Annotated in this window: 15 protein-coding genes, 1 tRNA gene and 3 pseudogenes; 8 read left to right on the top strand and 11 right to left on the bottom strand. The window is 67.8% G+C overall.

Annotated elements, in window-relative coordinates; genetic code table 11:
* Positions 1 to 21 precede the first annotated feature (21 nt).
* Positions 22 to 309: a DUF4148 domain-containing protein gene (locus tag WS64_RS23670; protein WP_060967874.1), complete on the bottom strand. Its 288-nt coding sequence runs from the start codon at positions 307 to 309 to the stop codon at positions 22 to 24.
* Between the two features lie 141 nt (positions 310 to 450).
* Here WS64_RS23670 and WS64_RS23665 point away from each other — a divergent pair, with 141 nt between their 5' ends.
* Both WS64_RS23665 and WS64_RS23660 read left to right on the top strand, forming a co-directional pair.
* Positions 451 to 846: a hypothetical protein gene (locus tag WS64_RS23665; RefSeq protein ID WP_244166644.1), complete on the top strand. Its 396-nt coding sequence runs from the start codon at positions 451 to 453 to the stop codon at positions 844 to 846.
* 221 nt (positions 847 to 1,067) lie between these two features.
* Positions 1,068 to 1,571, top strand: coding sequence for a hypothetical protein (locus tag WS64_RS23660; RefSeq protein ID WP_060967872.1), 504 nt, complete (start codon positions 1,068 to 1,070; stop codon positions 1,569 to 1,571).
* A gap of 22 nt (positions 1,572 to 1,593) precedes the next feature.
* Here the strand turns inward: WS64_RS23660 and WS64_RS23655 are convergent, their stop codons facing one another.
* Positions 1,594 to 2,319 (bottom strand): ZIP family metal transporter, encoded by a 726-nt coding sequence (locus tag WS64_RS23655; protein ID WP_060967871.1) that lies wholly within the window; start codon positions 2,317 to 2,319, stop codon positions 1,594 to 1,596.
* A gap of 161 nt (positions 2,320 to 2,480) precedes the next feature.
* Positions 2,481 to 2,621, bottom strand: a pseudogene (locus WS64_RS23650) (PLP-dependent transferase); the annotation flags it as partial.
* Here WS64_RS23650 and WS64_RS35350 point away from each other — a divergent pair.
* Positions 2,617 to 2,745, top strand: a pseudogene (locus tag WS64_RS35350) (methyltransferase); the annotation flags it as partial. The pseudogenes WS64_RS23650 and WS64_RS35350 sit on opposite strands and share 5 nt — an antisense overlap.
* A gap of 9 nt (positions 2,746 to 2,754) precedes the next feature.
* Here WS64_RS35350 and WS64_RS23645 read toward each other — a convergent pair.
* The 5 genes from WS64_RS23645 to WS64_RS34525 all read right to left on the bottom strand — a co-directional run bounded on the left by WS64_RS23645 (position 2,755) and on the right by WS64_RS34525 (position 7,784).
* Positions 2,755 to 3,906: a DUF1176 domain-containing protein gene (locus WS64_RS23645; RefSeq protein ID WP_060967869.1), complete on the bottom strand. Its 1,152-nt coding sequence runs from the start codon at positions 3,904 to 3,906 to the stop codon at positions 2,755 to 2,757.
* Positions 3,907 to 4,163: 257 nt separating this feature from the next.
* On the bottom strand, positions 4,164 to 4,976 hold the full coding sequence (locus WS64_RS23640; RefSeq protein WP_059580270.1) for a nucleotidyltransferase domain-containing protein: 813 nt from the start codon (positions 4,974 to 4,976) through the stop codon (positions 4,164 to 4,166).
* 52 nt (positions 4,977 to 5,028) lie between these two features.
* A complete protein-coding gene (locus WS64_RS23635; protein ID WP_060968567.1) occupies positions 5,029 to 6,252 on the bottom strand; it encodes an RtcB family protein in 1,224 nt (407 codons plus the stop codon).
* Positions 6,253 to 6,314: 62 nt separating this feature from the next.
* Entirely contained in the window at positions 6,315 to 7,454 is a 1,140-nt protein-coding gene (locus WS64_RS23630) for a slipin family protein (RefSeq protein ID WP_060967868.1), read from the bottom strand.
* Between the two features lie 257 nt (positions 7,455 to 7,711).
* Positions 7,712 to 7,784: transfer RNA gene (locus tag WS64_RS34525), tRNA-Phe, on the bottom strand.
* 338 nt (positions 7,785 to 8,122) lie between these two features.
* On the opposite strand from WS64_RS34525, the gene rtcR reads away from it, so the two are divergent.
* Positions 8,123 to 9,739 (top strand): RNA repair transcriptional activator RtcR, encoded by a 1,617-nt coding sequence (rtcR, locus tag WS64_RS23625; RefSeq protein WP_060967867.1) that lies wholly within the window; start codon positions 8,123 to 8,125, stop codon positions 9,737 to 9,739.
* 43 nt (positions 9,740 to 9,782) lie between these two features.
* On the opposite strand, the gene WS64_RS23620 is transcribed toward rtcR, so the two are convergent.
* Both WS64_RS23620 and WS64_RS23615 read right to left on the bottom strand, forming a co-directional pair.
* On the bottom strand, positions 9,783 to 10,535 hold the full coding sequence (locus tag WS64_RS23620) for a class I SAM-dependent methyltransferase (RefSeq protein WP_060967866.1): 753 nt from the start codon (positions 10,533 to 10,535) through the stop codon (positions 9,783 to 9,785).
* A 13-nt stretch (positions 10,536 to 10,548) separates the two neighbouring features.
* Entirely contained in the window at positions 10,549 to 11,175 is a 627-nt protein-coding gene (locus WS64_RS23615) for a LysE family translocator (RefSeq protein ID WP_060967865.1), read from the bottom strand.
* A gap of 164 nt (positions 11,176 to 11,339) precedes the next feature.
* On the opposite strand from WS64_RS23615, the gene WS64_RS23610 reads away from it, so the two are divergent.
* From WS64_RS23610 to WS64_RS23595, 4 genes and pseudogenes are all read left to right on the top strand, one after another.
* Entirely contained in the window at positions 11,340 to 12,140 is an 801-nt protein-coding gene (locus WS64_RS23610) for an AraC family transcriptional regulator (protein WP_060967864.1), read from the top strand.
* Positions 12,141 to 12,258: 118 nt separating this feature from the next.
* Positions 12,259 to 12,678 carry a hypothetical protein gene (locus WS64_RS23605; RefSeq protein ID WP_060967863.1) on the top strand — a complete coding sequence of 140 codons (420 nt, stop codon included), beginning with the start codon at positions 12,259 to 12,261 and terminating at the stop codon, positions 12,676 to 12,678.
* Between the two features lie 103 nt (positions 12,679 to 12,781).
* Entirely contained in the window at positions 12,782 to 13,783 is a 1,002-nt protein-coding gene (locus tag WS64_RS23600) for a LysR family transcriptional regulator (RefSeq protein WP_060967862.1), read from the top strand.
* A gap of 393 nt (positions 13,784 to 14,176) precedes the next feature.
* Positions 14,177 to 14,500: pseudogene (locus WS64_RS23595) on the top strand (MFS transporter); the annotation flags it as partial.
* Here the strand turns inward: WS64_RS23595 and WS64_RS23590 are convergent.
* A complete protein-coding gene (locus WS64_RS23590; RefSeq protein WP_060967860.1) occupies positions 14,494 to 14,997 on the bottom strand; it encodes a nucleoside/nucleotide kinase family protein in 504 nt (167 codons plus the stop codon). The pseudogene WS64_RS23595 and the gene WS64_RS23590 sit on opposite strands and share 7 nt — an antisense overlap.
* Positions 14,998 to 15,137 lie beyond the last annotated feature (140 nt).

Below are 15,137 nucleotides of genomic sequence, written 5' to 3'. Positions count from 1 at the left end.
CGGCGCCCGTGCGGCCGCGCATCATTGCTTCGCGGCCAGGCTGTCGTGGTTGTCGGTCTGCGGCTTCTGCTCGCCGCCATGCACCGAGATCTCGTGTAGCTCCTTGTTGCGCGCGATGAGCTCGCCGGTCGGCGGGTACTGCGTCTTGCTGATCGGCACGATGCCGTCGTGCTGCGCCTGCTTCAGTTCATTGACGACCTGCGTGCGGGTCTTGCCCTGCGTTTGCGTCTGGGCGAATGCGGCCTGCGTGGCCATGCCGAGCGACAGCGTGGCGACGACGAACCATGCTGCGAGGTTTGCGCTTTTCATTGAATGCTCTCCTTGATCAGGGCCGCCGGGTGGCGAACCATGGACCCAGTATGCGAAAGCGGCCGTGCGTGATCGTGATCGCGAGATGAAAAATGCGTCAGATTGCGGGGCGCGAGCGGGCCCCGTGTGGACACACCCGACATGACGCAACCGTCATGTTCGCGTCATGGGTGCGATGAGCGGGAAGCGGAACATGAAGTCTGCCGTTGGCCGACCGTGCCGGCGGCGTGCATGCCGGTCGCGATAGCGGCATCGATCGCGGGCGGCGCCGTTCAGCCCTTCATTCCGGACCTAAAATTGCATCGTCCCGTCATTCGCCTCGCCTTGATCGCAGCCTTGATCGTCCCGTTGTTCGCGGGCTGTGCGCCGACACGTTCCGACACTGCGACCCCTGCCGCCGCAGTCGGCCGCAAACCCGTGCCGTCCGGCCTGATGCCCGGCGAGCAGGTCGACTATGCCGGGCATCGCTGCGGCAATCCGAACCTGTATGTGAAAACGCATCCGTGCGTGTACGCGCAGCGCAATTCGGTGCGGTGAGTGTCGGACACGCGTAAAAAAAAGGCCCGGCACTCGACGAGCCCGGGCCTAATGCGTGATCGTGCCGTGCGGCAGCGACCCGCTGCGTGGGTGGGAACGGGCAGGGCCCGTGACGCGTTCGATGGTAGCGACGCGGCGCATCGCGAACCTGATCGCAACATGACATTTTTGTCAGCCGGCGCTGTGCCGGCCACCGCACTCCATACGAAGAGGAGCATACGATGCGTACTATCGCAAAAGGGATCGTGCTGGCGGCGTGTCTGATGTCGACGGCGGCAATGGCCGCAGGCTGGCCGGAACGTGCGCTGTCGCACGCATCGGCGCACGACGTTGGCAGCCGCGTGAACGAGCGGATGCGCTGCGAGTTGGCCGCCGTGCCGGCTGGCGCGTGGACCGCGACATTCGCGCGCGGGCAATGCGAAGTCGCCAGCGGCCGGCTGACGTTCGTGCCGGCCGATGCCGGCGACGCGCCGACCGTCGCGGAGAAACGGATCGTGCTCGGCGACGTCCGTAGCGCGTCGCATCAGTCGCGCAAGCTCAAGGAACAGCTGCAACTGACGACGCGCGACGAAGTGATCGCGCTGAACGTGCTGACCGACGACGGCAGCCGCAAGTCGCGCGAACATGCGATCGACCTGTGGACCGCGCTGCGCAACGAGGGCGTCACGCCGGTCAACGGCACACGTATCGTCGATACCTATCCGACCGGCGCGACGACGTGGTAACCGTCGCGCCATCGCGCGCGGCTTACCCGGCCTTCACCGATCCTTCGATCAGGAAGAACACGATGAACCCGATGAAGAACGAAGCCGTCGCGAACGGCGTTTCGGGCACCTCGTGCGCTTCGACCAGCAGTTCTTCGGTGACGAGGTACAGCAGCGCGACGGTACCCAGCCCCAGAAGGGCAGCATAGATATTCGCGGGCAGTCCGGCGAACGCCGCATTGCCGGCAACGGCCGCGACGCTCAGCAGCGCCGCGAGCACGACCGGTACGACGATCGACAGCATGCGGCCGATGCCGGCTGCGGCCAAGGCCGCGCTGACCGACAGCGCGAGGAACAGCACCTCGAGCGTCAGCGCGACGGTCAGGATGATCCCGCTTTCGTCGCTCGCGGAAAACGCGATGCCGAGAACGAGGCCGTCGACGACGAGGTCGATCGCGGTGACGATGATCAGGCTCACCGGCAAGCGTGCTTCCTCGAAACGTGTCTCGATCGCGCCCGACAGCGCGCGAATCGCGAGCATCAGCGCGATGCCGAGCACGAAACCGACGACGACCGGAAACAGCGCATGCGCACGGTCCTGCGGCAGCAATTCGAGCGCGGCGGCCGCGAACACGATGCCGCCGGTGAAATGCTGGATCGCGCTCGACGTTTTCGGGCCGGGCGCGCGCCACGCGGCCGCGAGGGCGCCAAAACAGGCCGCCAGCACGGGCGGTAACGTGAGCAGCGCAAGCTTCGCGGTCGGCGTCATGGGGTCTCTCGGCGGTTGGCGTATCGCAGCGCAGGGGGCGTTGCACGATCGTACGCGCCGGGCGTCGCCCCGGCATCAACCGGGGATTGAACACCTTGAAGCCGCTCCAGGGTCAAGCGGCTTGATGCGGGCGCACCGGCAAGCCGGCGCACCCGTTTGGCTCAAAGCTGCGCGAGCGCCTGGTCGAGATCAGCGAGCAGGTCGTCGATATGCTCGATGCCGATCGACAGCCGCACCGTTTCCTCCTTCACGCCGGCCTTCGCGAGTTCGGCCGGCGATCGTTGACGGTGCGTGGCCGATCCGGACGTCGTCGGCGTGCGCGACGGGTTCGCGCGCGTCGCGGCCGAACCGACGCTCATGACGACAGCCGTGCAGACGGTGGAACGGAAGGGCCGGGACGGATTCTCGATCGTCGGCGCCGCGTGACGTGACGCGTCAGTGCGAGCCGCCGGCCGCATCGGCCCGGCGATACAGGCGCGGCCACTGGTCCCGGAACAGGCCGTTGCAGGTGCTGTGCGTCGCGAGGCCGTCGAGTACGAAGCGCCGACCGTCGAAGACCCACGACGCGGTCGAGCCGCAATCGCCCGCGCCGCGCAGCCGGACCGTGCTCGACAGCGTCGCGCTCGCGGGATCGTAGCCGGCGTCGGTCAGTTCGTTCGCGAACGACGCAGCATCGAGACCCGCGCTCGCGTTCTCGCCGAAGTTCATCGCGACCGGCGCGTAGGGGGCAGTGCGGCGCACGCGATACCACAGGCCGGTGTGGTTATACAGGCTACTTGTCTGGCACGGAATCGCGACGAGCGCCTCGTCGGACGAAATCGCGACGGCTCTCGACGCCTTCCTGCGATCGCTCGCCGACATTTCGTCTTCGACATCGGCCGCGCATTGCTTCACGTCGGCGCCGAATTTCGCGAGTACCGCGTCGACGAGCGGCCGCTGTTCGGCGGCCGACAGATTCGACACGGGCGGCGGGGCGGGCGTGACCGCGGGCGGCAACGCGGGCGCGGCCGGTACCGACGACGCAGGCTTGAGGCCCGGGCGCAGCAACGCCGTGACCGTGCCGACGCGGCCCTGCGTGTCGTCGATCAGCAGCAGCGCGGCATTCAGTCCCGACAACGGCGTGCGAGCGGCGGGCGCCGATGCCGGATCGCCGAAGCTCAGCAGTTGCGCATTGCGCGCCGCGGCGAGCCACGCAGCCACCGTTGCCGGATCGTCGGTCCGGATCCGGAACGGGTGCGCCTGATCGCTGGACTTGTCGCCGAACGCATGCCATTGCGCCGGCATCGCATCGAACGGCCGGCCATCGACGCGTGCGGTGCGCAAGTCGATCGGCGCCGATGCGTAGAGATCGAGCGAGGGCTGCGCGTCCGGGCCGGCATCGCGCGTCACGCGCAGGATCAGGCCGGTGCGTGCATCGTCGATATCGTCGGCATGGCTTTCCGCGATACAGCGATTGCCGTTGTCGCAGACGACCGACCAGCTCTTGAATTCGCGCTCGACCGGCGGCCGCGCGAGCGGGCGAGCCTGGGCAACGATCGGGGAAACGGCGAGGAGGGCGGCGATGGCGAGCGAAAGGCGGTGCGACATGACGGTTCGTATCGACTGTGGATGGGCGCGCGGAAGACGTCGGGCTGCAAACGCATCGTCAGCAAGCGGGCAGGTCGAAGGCTGCGGCGCATGCGGCGGCGCGCGTCACCGAACGACATCGAGTATACCGCCGCAATGCGTTGCGATCGTGAAGACGACGCGCAGTGTGCGGGCACGAGCGTTGCTCGCGTGCATGGGCCGGGCAGGTGCGGATGCGGAAGCGGCGCGACACCCAAAGGCGTCGCGCCGCCCGCTTTTCATCGATCGTCGACCACGTCGCGCAGGAACGCGTCGAGCATCGCCACGTCGCCCCATGGCCGCTTGTATTCGCGATCGTGTTCGGCATCGGCGAGCATCGTCTCGACGAGCGCGTGGATCGCCGGCCGGCGCGGCCCGTATTCGCTTTCGTTCGCGCTCATCTTCAGCGCGAGCAACGCGTCGAGTTCCGCGCGCACCGCCGGCTCGTGCACCGTGCCGTCGACGAGATCCACGAAGCGCATCGGCGGCATCCCGAGCCCGGAGTCGATCCAGCGTACCGCGAGCAGCGGCCGCAGCACGTACAGGTACTTCTTGTAACGCACCGTGTCGCCTTGCAGGTAGCCGCGAAAGTTCTTCTTCGCCATCGCGAGGTAGTGATGACGCCCGCGCACCGGCGAGAAGAACGCCGACGCCAGCGACCTGAGCCGCGGCGCCCAGCGCGCGTCTTCGCGATACACGACGGGCGAGTCGAGCCATTCGAGCAGCGTCGGGTTCGAGCGGCGCAGCAGTTGCAGCGCCTTGCGCAGTTCCCAACCGCTGACGTCGAGTTCGTCGTCGAGTGGCCGCTCGATCACGTCGCGCTGCGGTTCGACGCTCAGGTACCAGTCGCGCCGGTGTGCATACACGAAGCGCACGTCGTAGTCGCTGTCCGGCGATGCGAAGCCCCAGCCGCGGCTGCCCGATTCGCATGCGAACAGCACGGTCACGTCGTGGCGGCGCTCGACTTCCGCGAGTTCTGCCATCACGCGCGCCCGCACGGCCGGATCGACCGGGTGCGCGCTGCGCACGGGCGTCAATTGTTCCGTTTTCATTGTTGTTTCCCTTTTGTTGCGCGCGGCCGCCGGCCATTGGCCGCGCACCGCGCTATCCTTTCACGCACACCACCTGGCGCAGCGTATGCACGACTTCGACGAGGCTGCGCTGGGCCGCCATCACCGCGTCGATGTCCTTGTACGCCATCGGAATTTCATCGACGACGCCCGCGTCCTTCCGGCATTCGACGCCCTGCGTCGCCTTCGCCTGATCGTCGGCCGTGAAGCGGCGCTTCGCTTCGGTGCGGCTCATCGTCCGGCCCGCGCCGTGGCTGCACGAGCAGAAGCTTTCCGGATTGCCGAGCCCGCGCACGATGAAGCTCTTCGCGCCCATCGACCCCGGAATGATCCCGAGCTGCCCCTTCTGCGCGGACACCGCGCCCTTGCGCGTGACGAGCACCTCTTCGCCGAAGTGGCGTTCGCGCTGCACGTAGTTGTGGTGGCAGTTCACCGCGTGCTCGTCGACCGAAAACGGCTTCGCGATCGCGCCGCGCGCCGCGCCAATCACCGCGTCCATCATCGCCTGCCGGTTGCGCCGCGCGTAGTCCTGCGCCCAGCCGACCGCCTCGACGTAATCGTCGAAGTGCCGGCTGCCTTCGGTGAAATACGCGAGATTGCGGTCCGGCAGGTTCGCGATGTGCTGCCGCATGTCGGCCTGCGCGAGTTCGATGAACAGGCTGCCGATCGCATTGCCGACGCCGCGCGAGCCGCTGTGCAGCATGAACCACACGCGGTCCGCTTCGTCGATGCACACTTCGATGAAGTGGTTGCCGGTGCCGAGCGTGCCGAGATGCGCGTAGTGGTTCGTCTTTTCCAGCTTCGGATACTTGTCGACGATCCGCTGGAAGCCCGGTTGCAGCGACTTCCATGCTTCGGTCACGGTGGCCGGCGCGCGATCGCCCCATGCGCCCGGATCGCGGCGGCCCGGCGCGCGGCCGTGCGGCACCGCGCGTTCGATCGCGCCGCGCAGCCCACCAAGCGAATCCGGCAGGTCGGACGCCGTCAGCGTCGTGCGCGCGGCCATCATCCCGCAGCCGATGTCGACGCCGACCGCGGCCGGGATGATCGCGCCCTTCGTCGGAATCACGCTGCCGATCGTCGAACCCTTGCCGAGGTGCACGTCCGGCATCACCGCGACGTGGCCGAAGATGAACGGCATTTGCGCCGTGTTGCGCAGTTGCGCGCGCGCTTCCTCCTCGACGGCGACGCCTTGCGTCCACATCTTCACCGGCTTGCCGTTCGCCAGTTCCATTACCTGATAATCCGTGTCCGTCATTTGCTTCACCTGATTCATTTCGGTATCCGGCGCGATACACGTGCATCGCGCCGGATCCTGCATTACGTGCCCTTGATGCTGACGAGTCCGTTCAGCACCTGATCGAGGCCGCCGAACACCGAGATGCGGTCGATCCGTTCCGCGACGCGCTCGAGCGTTTCCAGCTCCTTGAGCCGCAGCGCGGTCGGGTTCTCTTCCATCACCTTCGCGGTGTTCAGCAGCGAACGCGTGGCCGCCGTTTCCTCGCGGCGGCGAATCACGTTCGCCTGCGCGGACTTCTCCGCTTCGACCACCTGCGCGAGGATCGTCTTCATGTCGCCCGGCAGCACGATATCCTTCACGCCGACGCTGCGCACGTCCAGGCCCGAACCGTCGAGACGGGCGCGTACTTGCGCGATCACGACGTCGTCGAGCGACTGCTTGTCCTCCAGCAGCTCGTCGAGCGAGCGCGTGCCGACCGCCGAGCGCAGCGCGAACTGCAACTCGCGATACAGGTGTTCGACCGGCTTCTGCAACTGGCCGAACGCATGCAGCACGTCCGCATAGCGCCACGTCGCCGACAGGTTCAGCCGCAGCGCGACCTTGTCGCGCGTGAGGATTTCCTGCCCGCCGACTTCGATCGCCTGCACGCGCAGATCGACCAGCTCGACCGCGACGTCGCGGTTGAAGCGCCAGAACGCCGACGTGCCCGCGTCCAGCAACCGCTCGATCTTGCCGTCGATCTTCAGTACACCGACGTGGTACGCCGGCACCTGCGCCAGCAGCACGCCCATCAGGCCGGCCACGCCGCGCGCACGCAGCGACGGTTGCGCGATGCGCTTCACGAGCGCGTCGGGCAGCATGCTGTGCCGCGCGAGATCGACACGTTCCAGCCGATGCGCGGTCAGGCCGTGCCAGTACAGCCGACGCGTGCCCGGCGCGAGGATCTCGACGAGCACGTCGTCTTCATAGCGCAGGCCCGCTTCATCGTCGGCGAGATCCATCGCGACGAAATACTGCGCGAGCACATCCTGTGCGTCGTGACGCAGATACTCGGCCAACGCTTCGTCGGCGAGCGGCGCGTCGAGACGCGCGGTCTGCACCGACAAACGCTTGAACGGATCGAAGGCCTTGAACACGCCCGGTTCCAGCACCTTCACGAAATCGCCCTCATTCATCAGCAGCGCACGCTCGTTCTTTTTCACTACATGTCGCATCCACATATTCTTGTCCTTTTCTTCAATGGCCGCCGGGTGACGCGCATCGTGCGGATCGCGGTGCGACGCAATCGGGCGGGCGGCGCGCTGGCCGGCGTCGAAGCACAGTGCGACGCGTGCTGCCTTGCGTCGTCGTGCGCATTCGCGCTGGCCGTGCGGCCGCCCGGCCGATCGCGCGGAACCGCAACCGGTCCGACGCGCGGCGGGCCTTGCGGCCCGCACCGGCGGGTACTGCTTTTCATACGAGACCGTCCTTGCGGACAGCGTTCGAGCGGGATTTGAACCCGCCACCGGCCGGCTTTCGCCGGCTGCTCCACCTGGCTGAGCTTCCGAACAATGGGCGCTCCGGGATTCGAACCCGGACGAAGCATCCCGACGCGCGCCCGTTTGCCTTCGTCTGTCCATGGCGGCATGCGCTGCCGCGACGAACGAGGTTCGGCGGCGGCGCACCAGCAGGGCTTGTTGAACCCTGGCTCGTGGGCCAGCGGGACATCCGGCGTTCTTTATTTAGCGAGGAGCGTGCCAGCGGGCGTGCCGGGGCTTTGTGAATTTCTTAAACGATTGAAAATAAAAGGAATTTATCTATTGTGCGTGGCTGGGGATCGACGTCGTGCCCGAAGGGTCATCACGGTAATCCGATATAATCGGATCGCCTCTTATCCTGCGAGATAAATATGCGAAAGACTGTCGCCATCGGGTTTCTCGGCACGGTGCTCGACCAGGGTGGCCGCGCGCCGCGCCGTTACCGCAAATGGCGGCCGACGATTTCGTTGTGCGAGCAGCCGGAGTTGCCGATCGATCGGTTGGAACTGCTGCATTCGCCGGACTACACGCGTCTCGCCAGCCAGGTGCGGGACGATCTCGCGCGCGTGTCGCCGCATACCGACGTGCGACTCACGCCGATCACGATCCGCGATCCGTGGGATTTCGAGGAGGTCTACGCGACGCTGCACGACTACGCACGCGCATATCCGTTCGACCTCGAACACGAGGATTACCTGATCCACATCACGACCGGTACGCACGTCGCGCAGATCTGCTGGTTCCTGCTGGCGGAAGCGCGCTACCTGCCCGCGCGCCTCGTGCAGACGGGGCCGCCGCAGCGGACCGACGAAGGGCCGAGCGGGCCGGGCACGATCTCGGTGATCGATCTCGACCTGTCCCGCTACAACCGGATCGCGCAGCGCTTCACGCGCGAGCGCGACGAAACGGTGTCGTTCCTGAAGGCCGGCATCGCGACGCGCAACGCGCGCTTCAATGCGCTGATCGAGCAACTCGAGCGCGTGGCCGTGCGTTCGCGCGCGCCGATGCTGCTGGTCGGGCCGACGGGGGCCGGCAAGTCGTTTCTCGCGAAGCGCGTGTACGAGCTGAAGCGCGGCCGGCATCGGCTCGCGGGGCCGTTCATCGAGATCAACTGCGCGACGCTGCGCGGCGACGCGGCGATGTCGACGCTGTTCGGTCACGTGAAGGGCGCGTTCACCGGCGCGCAGTCGGCGCGGGCGGGGCTGCTGCGCGCCGCGGACGGCGGCCTGCTGTTTCTCGACGAGATCGGCGAACTCGGGCTCGACGAGCAGGCGATGCTGCTGAAGGCGATCGAGGAGAAGCGCTTCCTGCCGGTGGGCGCGGACGTCGAGGCGACCAGCGATTTCGAGCTGATCGCGGGCACCCATCGCGACCTGCGGCAGATGGTGGCGGCCGGGACGTTCCGCGAGGATCTCTATGCGCGGATCAACCTGTGGACCTACGAACTGCCGGGGCTCGCCGAGCGCCGCGAGGACATCGAGCCGAACCTCGAATTCGAGCTCGACCGTTTCGGCCGCGAGCAGGGCGAGCAGGTGCGGTTCAACGTGGAGGCGAAGCGGCGCTATCTCGCGTTCGCGACATCGCCGCGAGCGGCGTGGGCCGGCAATTTCCGCGAATTGTCGGCCTCGGTCACGCGGATGGCGACGCTGGCCGATGCCGGACGAATTACCGAGGCGCTCGCCGAGCAGGAAGTCGAGCGGCTGACGCGTACGTGGTCGTCGCCGGGCGGCGCGGGGGCGGCCGATGCATGCGTCGATGCGGTGTTCGGTGCGCGTGCGGCGGAACTCGACCTGTTCGACCGGGCGCAGCTCGAACGCGTGCTCGACGTGTGTCGGACGTCGGCGAGCCTGTCGGAAGCCGGGCGCACGCTGTTCGCGGTGTCGCGGCAGAGCAAGAAGCAGCCGAACGATGCCGACCGGCTGCGCAAGTATCTCGCGCGGTTCGGGCTCGACTGGGACGGTGTGCGGCGCGCGCTCGATCGCGCGTGATGACGCGTGGCGAGCGAGGCGCATGACGTCTGCGCCGCGCCCGTTACGCGCGGCAGATCGCGATGATTTCCGCGCTGGTCGCTGCGTCGAACGGTGCGTGGTCCCAGTCGCCGCACCAGTCGGCCGACGCGAAACCGGCCGCCGTCACGTGCGCCTGCAGTTCAGGTTGCGAGATGAAACGCAGCCGGCTCGTATTCGTCAGCACCGTGTCGTCGCGGCGGAAGCGGTAGTGCGTGTCGAACGTCACGATCGCGTCGTCGATCGCACGCACCGCGTGATGGAGATCGACGATGCCGAATGCGTGCGATTCGACGCTGCGTGCCGACTGCGCGGGCGTCCATGCTCGCCACGGTTCGGTGCGCGGGTTGCGGGTCTCGAACAGGAAGCGGCCGCCGTCGGCGAGCACGCGTCGCACGCCGCGCAGCGTCGCGTCGATATCGTCGTCGGTCAGCAGGCACTGAAACGCGTGCCCGGTCATCACGACCGCATCGAATCGCGCACCGGGCGGCAGGCCGTCGAGCGCGCACGCGAGCCAGCGGACGGCGGCGGCGCCCGGCTGCCGTCGCGCGTAATCGATCATCGCAGGCGCCGGATCGATCGCGACGACGTCATGCCCGGCCGCCGCGAGCCGTCGCGCGAACGTGCCGGTGCCGCAGCCGAGATCGAGAATGCGTTGCCGGGCGGCGCCGATCGCCGCGGCATAGAACACGAAGTCCCGATCGCCCGCGTTGAACAGGTCGTACACCGCGACGAGGCGCGGGTCGGTGTAGAGCAGGTCCGCGTCGGCGCGCGTCATGCGGTCGCGCCCATCAGCGCTGCTGCATGGCCACGCGCAGCCCGAGCGCGATGAAGATCGAGCCGATGATCCTGCCCTGCCAGCGTGCGAGCCACGTGAGCCGCTTGACGATGCGACCGAGCGGGCGGATCGAGCACGCGATCAGCGTCGTGTAGAGCGAACTGAGCACGACGAAGATCAGCCCGAGCACCGCGAACTGCACGAACGTCGAGCCGCGTTCCGGATGCACGAACTGCGGCATGAACGCGAGAAAGAACAGCGCGGTTTTCGGATTCAGCACTTCGGCGGGAATCGCCTGCAGGTACGCGTTGAGCGGCGTGACGGCCGCCACCCGCGGCAGCGACGGATCGGACGGCTTCTCCAGCAGCGCGCGCGCGCCGAGATAGATCAGGTACGCGGCGCCGATCAGCTTGACGATGTTGAACGCGAGCGCTGACGTCATCAGCAGCGCGGACAGCCCGACGGCCGCGAACAGCGTATGCACGAAGTCGCCGCTCGCGACGCCGAGGCCGGTCAGGATGCCGGTCGTGCGCCCGCCCTGCACGGTGCGGCTCAGCACGAGCAGCACGGCGGGGCCGGGGATCAGGAACAGGCCCAGAACGACGGCCGTGAAGGTGGTCAGCGTGGTCAGGTCGAACATGGCGGCTCCGGCGGGTTGGCGCGGCGGCAAGGGGATCGGCGCATTGTATTCGGTTCGGCGCGCGGCCGCTGACGCCCCCGAACGGCGCGGCTGCGCCGGCGCCTTTCTGGTATAAGCACGACAGGACGCGCCGGCGTCCGGCCTTTTTCACAGCCTATCGTTTCATGCGCGACCTTCCATCGATCACCGATTCCGCCGCGGACACCGACGTCGATCACGTGCCGCGTCCGCTCGTCGTGTTCGGCGGCTCCGTCGTCGAGCCCGAATGGCGGCTGGAGCGGCACAGCCATCGACAGGCGCAACTGCTCTACACGCTGACCGGCGTCGTCTATTGCGAGATCGACGGCGGCGTGTGGACCGCGCCGCCGCAATGCACGGTCTGGATTCCCGGCGATGTCCCGCATGCGGCGCGCGGCTCGGCCGGCGCGACCTACTACGCGGTGCTGGTCGAACCCGACGCGGCGCTCGACTTGCCCAAGCGCTGCTGCACGCTGGGCATGTCGCCGCTGTTGCGCGAGCTGCTGCTGAAGGCGGCCAGTTTCCCGAACCTGTACGACGTCGACGGGCCGCAAGGGCGGCTGGTCGCGACGCTGCTCGACGAGCTCGTCGCGGCGCCGGTCGAGGACCTGTACCTGCCGATGCCGGCCGACCGCCGGCTGCGCAAGCTGATCGACCATCTGCTCGACGATCCGGCCGACAAGTCGCCGCTGCCCGAGCTCGCGCGGCGTGCGGGCATCAGCGAGCGCAGCCTGACGCGGCTCGCGACGAAGGAGCTCGGGATGAGCCTCGGCGACTGGCGCCGTCGGCTGCACGTCGCGCTGTCGCTGCGGATGCTGACGACCGGCCGCCGCGTGCACCAGATCGCGATCGATCTCGGCTACGAGAGCGCAAGCAGCTTCGTCACGATGTTCCGCAAGGCGACCGGCAAGCCGCCGACGCAATTCCTGACCGATCGGCAGCGCTGACCCGCCGGATCGCGCCCGTGCCCGTTTGGCCGGATTGAAAAAGCAGTTGGCCGGGACGAGAAATGACGCACGCGGTCCCGCTCCATAAAATGAGAATCGTTCTCATCTGGAGGCCGACATGCAAATCGTCACGACTGAATTCCCGTTTGTCTGGCTGCGTTACAGCGGCTCGACCCACACCGATCCTGCCCGCCTGATTGCCGAACTCGACGCGCTGCTCGCGCGCCGCGAACGCTTCGTTCTTCTGACCGACGATGCGCCGTCCGGCGACGATCGCGCCGATAACGATCACGAGATGCGCAAGCAGCTCGCGAAGTGGAGCAAGGCCAACCGTGCGCTGTCGCGCGAACGGATCCCCGGGATGATCGCGATCGAGCCCGATGCGGCGCGGCGCGTGGCGCTCAATGCTTTTTCGGGCGCCTTCGAGAAGGTCTGGGGTTATCCGCTGAACGCGGCGGCGACCCGCGACGACGCGCTGGCGCTCGCGCAACGGCTGCTCGCCGAACCGGCGCCCGGCGTCGCGGCGGCGAACGCCTGACCCGGCGGCCGCGCCGCTCGCGCGGCTTGCGTCGACATCGACACGCACGCGCGGTGCGCGAACGCGCGCGCCGCGGCCTGTCGCAACCCCGTAGAGGTGTCCGGTGGACAATCCGATCCGCGCGATGCGCATCTTCACGCGCATCGTCGAAATGAACAGCTTTACCCGCGCCGCGCAGGCGCTCGGCATCTCGCGCGCCACCGCGACGCGCACCGTGCAGGAGCTCGAAGCGGCGCTCGGCATGCCGCTGCTGGTGCGCACGACGCGCGCGTTGCGGGCCACGCCCGAAGGCGACGCGTATTACCGGCGCTGCGTCAGCATCACCGCGGACGTCGACGAGCTCGAAGCCAGCATTCGCGGCGCCGCGGTGCATCCGAGCGGGCCGCTGCGCGTGGAATTGCCGGCGTCGGTGGCGGGCGCGATCGTGCTGCCGGCGCTCGGCGAATTCCATGTGCGGCATCCCGATCTCGAACTGATGCTCGCCGTGGCCGGACGCGCGGGCGATCGCGTCGGCGACGCGATCGACTGCAGTATCCGGCTCGGTGCGCTGCCCGATTCGTCGCTCGTCGCGCGCCGGCTCGGCTCGCTCGAGCGCGTGACGTGCGCGAGCCCCGCGTATCTCGACCGCTTCGGCGTGCCGCGCACGCCCGACGATCTGGGCGGGCATCGCGCGGTAGGCGGGTCGCATGTTTGCGGCCAGCGTCCGGCCGAGCTCGAGTTCGCGGTGGACGACGCGGTGCGCAAGGTGCGGCTCGACGGTATCGTCGGCGTGGACGACGAGCAGGCGTATCTCGCCTGCGGCGTGCACGGCCTCGGGCTGATCCAGCCGACGCGCGTCGCCGCGCAGGCGCTGATCGACGCGGGGCGGTTGCGGGAAGTGCTGGCGCGCTGGCAGCCCGATGCGCTGGCCGTGTCGGTCGTCTACGTGAAGCGCCCGCATGTGTCGCCCGGCGTGCGCGCGTTCGTCGACTGGATCGCCGAGCGTTTCGTGCAGGCCGGGCACGAGCAGGCAGGGCTGGCGGCGGCGGGGGCGGTGGGGTGGCGGCCGGCGCCGGGTGCAGTCGTTACCCCCGATCGCTACGGCGGGCTGGTGGCGGTGGCGTGACGGCGGGATGCGGACGGAAAATCCTCAAGCGGTTGCGAGGCGAAACGCGCTGGCCATCCATTCGATCCGTATCGAAGGATGTAAATATTTTGGCGATTTAGCCCGAAACTTGCCGGAATATTGTCCTCGTATGCCGGGTGAACGTCCGTGCGGCCATACCGCGCGAGCCGGAATCGTGCGCTGCCGGGCGCAGGTACCGACGCCCGGCGTCGCCTTCGGCCGCCTCAATTCTTCCTCGGGGAAACCGGCGGATTCGCGTGGACATCCGGTCGGCCGTATTCGCGTTCGCGACCGGGCCGACGAGCTTCTACGTGATGCGCTTTCTGCTCGGCATGGCCGAAGCCGGCTTTTTCCCCGGCATCATCCTGTGCGCGAGCCGATGGTTTTCGGCGAAGCACCGCGCTGCTGACCGTGCTCGCGCTGGTCGTCGTCAACGTCGGGATCAGCGCCGCGAAGGCGCCGCTGTGGGCGATGCCGAGCGCGTTCCTGTCGGGGGCCGGTGCGGCGGCGGGCATCGCGATGATCAACTCGATCGGCAATCTCGGCGGCTTCGTCGGGCCGTTCGCGATCGGCTGGCTCAAGCATGCGACGGGCGGGTATGCGGCGGGGCTGTATGTGGTTGCGGGGACGCTCGCGGTATCGGCGGTCGTCACGCTGATGCTGAGCCGCAAGGGGGCGCGCGAGCAGGTCGTGTCGGGCATCCGGCGGCATCACTGAGCGCGGCGCGCGATCTCCGTCGCGCACACGTCGGGCGACGCGTTCGACGTATCGATCACGCAATCGCTGAACCTGCGCGACGCATACCCTTCCCGATACATCTCGGCGATCCGTTGCCGCTCCCAGTCCGTCAGCGCACGCGTGCCGCGATTCGATACCGCGACCGCTTCGGGCGGCGCGAGCGTGACGACGAACAATCGCGCATCGCGCGCAGCGCACGCCGTGCGCAGCCGCTCGAATTCCGCTTCGCCGATCGGATAGGCGATCACGAGGTGGCGTTCGCGCGCTTGCGCGATCTGCGCGACGAGCCGCTCCAACGCAATGGCCCATTGCACGTCGAACGGCGCGGATTCGGGCGCGTCGTGATCGTCGCCGTCGATGAAGCGCGCATCGGGCAGCACGCGTGCGAGTGCGCGACCGATCGTCGTCTTGCCGCTGTTGATCGGGCCGTTCAGATGGATGACGGTGAGCGGCGTGTTCGTCGATGTAGAGGGCATGAGGCGCGAGATTGACTGAATGCTTTCATTGTGCCTCGATGCGAAATGAATTTGTAATATCCGGTCAGAACGAATTAGAAAAATTATTCGATAAAGCGCCCTAAAGAAAGTCGTGGCCCCGCCGTTACTCTTCCTCGGTA

Source organism: Burkholderia anthina (assembly GCF_001547525.1).
GTDB lineage: Bacteria > Pseudomonadota > Gammaproteobacteria > Burkholderiales > Burkholderiaceae > Burkholderia > Burkholderia semiarida.
This window is presented reverse-complemented; position numbering and strand designations above follow the sequence as displayed.